The organism is Mesorhizobium sp. P2_D6 (assembly GCF_056404315.1).
This window is the reverse complement of the sequence record NZ_JBFUEG010000049.1, coordinates 1-5,785: the sequence shown is the minus strand read 5'-3', so window position 1 is coordinate 5,785 and position 5,785 is coordinate 1. Positions and strand designations below refer to the sequence as shown.

Sequence of the window (5,785 nt, the reverse complement as noted above, 5' to 3'; positions counted from 1 at the left end):
CCCGAGCGCCGAGGCCGCTCTACGCCTTGCTGACGGAGCAATACCGCCGTGTAAGGATACGATCCGCTGAACGCCGGTCTTGTTCCGGCGGTCCAGTGCCCGCGAGATCGACGAAATGCTCTGACCTTGCTTCCATCGCTCCCAAAGCTCGGCCTTCTGCGCTGACGTAAACCAGATCCGTGACGTCACCATGCAACACCTCCTCATCCTCTCAGATTAAGAGTGTTGCGGCGACCTATTGAACCCACCGGCGCAAAGCTGCCGCTCACACCGGGGCAGTCCCGTCAGACTATGCCGAGCAACTGGTAGGCGATCCATGCTGATGATGTGGCCAATTAAACGGCGCGCAATGATCGTGGGCCGGCAGGATCGCTATCCTAGCCAAGGGCGCAGGGGCGATCATGTCATCCAAGTTGGAACCAAGGATGGGCCGAAGATAGTCAGCGCTCCGGCAATCCCGCCAGCTTCAAGGCTTCGACCACCTGGTCTGCCCATTCCGGCGTGTTCCGGAAGATAGGCAGCGACCTGAATCGCTCGATCGTGAAACTCGGCTGGGCGGCCAGGAGCTTTTGCGCGGCCCAGCGGGCGGTCTCCAGGTCGCCGCCCATCGCCGACCAGGCGGCGAGATAGCGATAGGACGTGATAATGTCGGGGTGGGCGGCGATGACCTCACGGGCGATCGCGACGGCCTGGGAAAGGGAGCCCGTCTTGGCCAAGGCGTAGCCCATTCCCAGTCTCACGGCGAACGCGAACGGATCCATCGGGCTCAGCGCCATCGCCCGTTCGAACCGTTCCGGCGCGCGGGCGGCTTCGCCCCTGTAGATCGCGATCCAGCCATGGCGTGCCCATGCCCAAGCATTGTTCGGATCAAGCGTGAGCGCCTTTTCGATGAAGGTGGCGGCGCGCTCCTGGTCACCGCCCATGCTCAATGCCGCGCCGGCGGCGGTCAACGCGGTTGGATCGTCGCCGATCGAGCCTGCTGCCTCGACCGCCGCGACCGCCTTTTCCAGCTCGCTTTCCGGCTGCTCGGCCCACAGAAACACGGCGTTCGAGGCGTGGCACCAGGCCAGAAGCGCATGCGCGCGGCCATAGGCCGGATCGACCGCGATCGCTTTCTTGAGCAGCTCTATTGCCAGATCGTTGGTGTCCTTGCGGCGGCCCCAAATGTTCGGATAGGCGCGCATGACGAAATCATATGCCCTTAGGCTGGTCGGCGGCTTGCGTCTGGCCAGCTCGATCTCGGCGCCGCGGATGGCCGGATGGATGGCGCCCGCCACCTGCGCCGCGATCCTGTCCTGGAACTCGAAAACGTCCTCGGTCGCACCCTCATAGCGCTCGGACCATAGTTGCGCCCGCGTCTCGGCATCGACCAGCTGCACGGAAATGCGCAGCCGATTGCCACCCCGCCGAACGGTGCCTTCGACCACGTAGGCGACGCTGAGTTCCCGGCCGACCTCGCGCACGTCGGCGAAGCGGCCCTTGTAGGTGAAGGCGGACTGGCGCGCGATGACGAAGAAGTTCCGGATGCGGGAAAGCGCGGCGGTGATCTCCTCGACAACGCCGTCGGCAAAATACTCGTCCTCCGCCCCGCCGAGATTGTCGAAAGGCATCACCGCCACCGACGGGTGGTCATGCGGTCTCGCCGGCGTGGCGATAGGGTGAGGCGGCTGGGCGGTGTCGTGCGCCGACGCGGTCTGGCGATTTCCGCCCCGCGTCTGCAGCGACGCCGCCAGTGACAGCGTCTGTGCCTCGGGTTCCATGCCCAGATGCTTCTTCAGCAGCGCGCGGCAGGTCTCGAACTGACGCAAGGCCGCGTTTTCGTGGCCCCTCGCGGCGTGGATGCGCATCAAGGCCCGATGCGCCGCCTCCGCGGTCGGATCCGAGGCAAGCAGCCTGTCCGCCAGTCCTTCGCACGCCGCTTCATCCGCGGATCCGGCTTCGGGCGGTGCGAGGCTCAGGCGTTCCACCAGCTGCAGCGCTTTCTGCCGGTACCTGGCCCGATGCGGGCTGAACCATTCATCCAAGCCGTCGGGAATGACTTCGCCCGCAAGGACATCACCACGGTAAAGCTCGGCGGCAAAGGCAAGGTCCGCCGTCCCGCTCTCGGCGAGCTTGCGCTCGAAGAGCCAGATATCGGCTTCGTCCGGGCCGGCCGTCAGCGCGACCGTTTCCTGATCCCCGTCGATGGAAATGGCCGCATTGCCGTCGGCGGGAAACCATCGCCTGATGTCGGCCAGCGCCTGGCGCAGGCTGTTGCGCGACTGCGCATCGCCTCGTCCTGGCCAAAACCCTTCGCAAAGCCGTTCGCGAGTGGCGCCGCGGCGACCCGCCAGGACCAGGGCGGCAAAGAGCAGCGCCGACTTGCGCGTTGCGAAGCGGACGGGCTTGCCCTCTCCGGACATCACCTCGAGACCGCCAAGCAACCGGATGCGCACGCCGCCTCTCCAAATTCGAACGCGCCGAGAGAATAGCATCTTCGCCGGTCGATTTAACGCGGATTTAACGGCGGTCCATCGGACTTCCCGCAATGGTTCACGCCCGGCTGAACAATCGCAAATCGCGCGTGTGACAAGCTGCGACCGTAATCTTGAACGGGAGAGCAAAATGGCTCACACGGAAGCTCACGCGGAGACCCGCGCATCGGAACACCGGCTGCTTAAGGTAGCGTCGAACAGCATGGCGACAGCAGTCGCTGGCTTCACGGCCTGGCGGAGGGCCGTTGCAGGGCGCAGGGCGTTAGCAGACCTGACGCCCGATCAGTTGAAGGACATCGGCTGTCAGGAGGTCCCCAGACCTACGTTCTTCGTCAGGGTCGGGGTCGGCCTCATGACGGACCTGATGTCGATGAGATGAGGCTGAACCAGACGGCAAAGGCGCTGCGAGCGCCGCCGGAAGCCGGAGCAGAATTCAGCAAAAAAATCAGCAACCGTTCAGGACGAGAGGCAGCTTTGGCGGCCATGCTTGCGGAACAGCCGGCGAGCTGTCGGTACCCTGCTGCCGCCGTCAACTATGGAGGTCGATCATGCATGTGAAGGCTGATGCGCCGGTTGCGTCTACCACACTGACGCGAGGGGAAACACTTAGCATCCTTTCTGCGGGCATAGCCGGCCCCTGCTGCGGCGAGGCCCATGAGATGTTGGCCTGGCTCTACCTGCTGACACCTTGCGAGGTGGGCGCGGAACCGCCCGCCGAACGCCCCCACCCATGGCTTCGCCTGCGCAGCCTTTTTCAGACTTGACCTCGCCCTCAGCGTCGAGTCCCGATGCGCCGTGCAGTCTTCCACGCTCTGCCACGGGGTGTTTGGGCTGCACGAATGCAGCGATCGAGCCGTCGTGGCGCAATTTGCCATCGGTCTGACGTAGCAGCGTCACAGGCCGCCCCGTCTGCAAGCGGAATGTTTTGAGTGGAACAATCGGTCACCAATGTATCCCGCCTCGGCACTTTAGGCGCCCTGCCAAGATGGAGATTCGCGCCCTCACCCGCCGCCATATCGCCGACATAGAACCTGCCGTCGCTTCACGTGGCGTGTATGAACACCACCAGATTGCTGCCACAGCGACACAGGCCTTGCGATGACAGGAGCGTTTGGGATCTCCCGGCCCCAGCTCTTGACCTTGTCCCTGCCTTTGGAGCGCGTCATTAGTCCCGACGCTGCCCACGGAGAGCGCGCGCCGCATGTCCGCATCGCCAGCCTTCGAGATACGCAATCTGGATGCGGAAAAATACTGCCTTCGGCGCGATCTTTCGATTACGATATTTGGGCTGTAGGCGCCCCTCCCGCGAAGCGGGTCGTCCAATCGCTCGACCGTCAAGGAGTGCAAGGCCGTCGTCCTTTCTCTGTCGATTCTCGTTCGTCCGCATGCCGGCTAGAGGTTCGAACATCGCCGCCACGTCTCGCCGCCGACAATAGAATGTGGCGCCGCCGGCAGAGAGAAGCGCGTAGGAGGAAAGCCCGCCAATTGAATTGTGATGCGAAGGACGGCCGATCTTCGCCCCAGCCGTTGCGCCTGACACTGGTTTCGCAACATTGTTGCAATGCCCTGATGGTGGACTCAGGGGAATGGTGGCATCATCCTACTTCAGCTTGAGGAATACTCCGTGAAAGAAACCATTCTTTCTTCTGCGCCTGACGCAAAATCTCCGGCGGGGGCAGATATCCGTTTCATTATGGACGGCGATACTGGGAATATGATCCACAGCACCGTGCCGCCCCGTCAGATTAATAGAGCAACGATTCACGCGACGGTCAGTGAGTTCTGGTATGTGTTGGAGGGAATGGGAGAAATCTGGCGAAGGGACGAGACAGAAGAGCGCGTGACGGCGCTCGTGCCCGGAGTGTCTGTCGACATACCAGTTGGCACCGCCTTCCAATACAGAAACGTTGGTGACACCCCCTTCAAGTTCATCTGCATCTCAATGCCTCCGTGGCCGGGGGATCACGAAGCGTCGCATCTGATTGGTGCGTGGGAGCCTTCCATCTGACTAGAGATGCAAGTGAGTCCGCTTGGTTGCCTGGACCCTATGCCCACGGCGTCCAGCCCTTGCAAGACCGTTCTGTAAGCTTGCTGTCGGCGCATTAGCAACCCTTGACGAACCGCCGGTTCGCGCCCGAATCCATTTGTGGCGCGGGAAATCAATATCGTGATGTGATGGCGATCGTTGCGACAGGCGAGGAAGACAGCACCTGCGGAATCGGCGATCGCGGCTTCCTGATGTTCAGCGCGGAAGCTCTTGGAGATGTATTCGGCCAGATCGGCCGGCGTCAGATCGGCGCTGTAGGTTTCACGGAACAATCGTGACGCAAAGATTGACAATGATGGGATATGGTTTCGATCAGCTAGGCCCAGCAGGCGGATAGTCAAAGGCAGCTTTGGGCTTTCGTGCAGGCCTCATCGGAATCGACACGCTCATCATTTCCAGAACGCTGTCCCAGGTTTGCTGCGAAGCGACGGCAAGGGATGCAATGATGAGCAACACTGACCGACGCGGAACATAGTGAACTCTTACCGCGATGGCACCGGTATTTGCGACGTGCGAGATACGCAGTTCGTGCGGGGCCTGATTGCGGCCGCATAGCTGGCAACCTGCACCTTTTCGGGAGAGAGCCTGATGCAACAGCCTGTTGTCACGGATGAAGTTCACCTTTTTCCGCCGGCCATCCTTATGGAAACAGGTAGTCGCCGCAGGTCAAGCATCGCCGCGGCACCGATCAACGGTCCAGGAACCAAAAGCAGGAATGCCCAACGCCAGCCGCCAAGCAAGGCCGCCACGTGCGGGGTCAATCCGATGACCAGCACCGTGAGCGCAAAGCCGAGCCCGAGTTGGACTGACAGCGCTGTACCGACAAAGCGCCTGTCGCCAAGCTCCGTCACCGCCGCGGAGAATTGCGCGGAATCACCGATGACTGAGATGCCCCAGACGACGGCGATCAAGACGAACAGCCAGAGCGGACCGTGGAAGACAAAGCCGATAGCCAGCGCGCAGAGAGCAGACACAATCATCATTCCTGCCGTGGTCAGGCTGCGACCGAAGCGGTCAGACAACACGCCGCCAAGCAGGCAGCCGGCGACACCCGCCGCTATGGCGCAGAACGTCAGCAGTGATGCAAAAGCCGGCGACGGTTGCCCCTGCACTTCGAGCGCAGACCGGGCATATGTGAGCAACCATGTCCACATGGCATAGAGTTCCCACATGTGGCCGAGATAACCGATATTGACCAACAGCAATGGCCGGTCCCCGAAAATTGCGCCTATCTGGCGCGGATCGAAGATCGCCTTGCCGAATG

4 protein-coding genes and 1 pseudogene are annotated in these 5,785 nt (G+C 62.1%); 2 read left to right on the top strand and 3 right to left on the bottom strand.

The features are described 5' to 3' along the window. Both AC1D1L_RS33230 and AC1D1L_RS33225 read right to left on the bottom strand, forming a co-directional pair. Positions 1-192, bottom strand: a pseudogene (locus AC1D1L_RS33230) (IS30 family transposase); the annotation flags it as partial. A 248-nt stretch (positions 193-440) separates the two neighbouring features. Further along, positions 441-2,435: a BTAD domain-containing putative transcriptional regulator gene (locus tag AC1D1L_RS33225; protein ID WP_477345712.1), complete on the bottom strand. Its 1,995-nt coding sequence runs from the start codon at positions 2,433-2,435 to the stop codon at positions 441-443. A gap of 1,663 nt (positions 2,436-4,098) precedes the next feature. Between AC1D1L_RS33225 and AC1D1L_RS33220 the strand changes: the two genes are divergently transcribed. Both AC1D1L_RS33220 and AC1D1L_RS33215 read left to right on the top strand, forming a co-directional pair. Next, the gene (locus AC1D1L_RS33220; RefSeq protein WP_477345710.1) at positions 4,099-4,482 is read left to right on the top strand and encodes a cupin domain-containing protein; all 384 of its coding nucleotides are present in this window, start codon (positions 4,099-4,101) and stop codon (positions 4,480-4,482) included. Between the two features lie 104 nt (positions 4,483-4,586). Then, positions 4,587-4,799: a hypothetical protein gene (locus AC1D1L_RS33215; RefSeq protein ID WP_477345708.1), complete on the top strand. Its 213-nt coding sequence runs from the start codon at positions 4,587-4,589 to the stop codon at positions 4,797-4,799. A gap of 339 nt (positions 4,800-5,138) precedes the next feature. On the opposite strand, the gene AC1D1L_RS33210 is transcribed toward AC1D1L_RS33215, so the two are convergent. Continuing rightward, the coding region (locus AC1D1L_RS33210) for an MFS transporter (RefSeq protein WP_477345706.1) at positions 5,139-5,785 on the bottom strand (647 nt) is incomplete at its 5' end.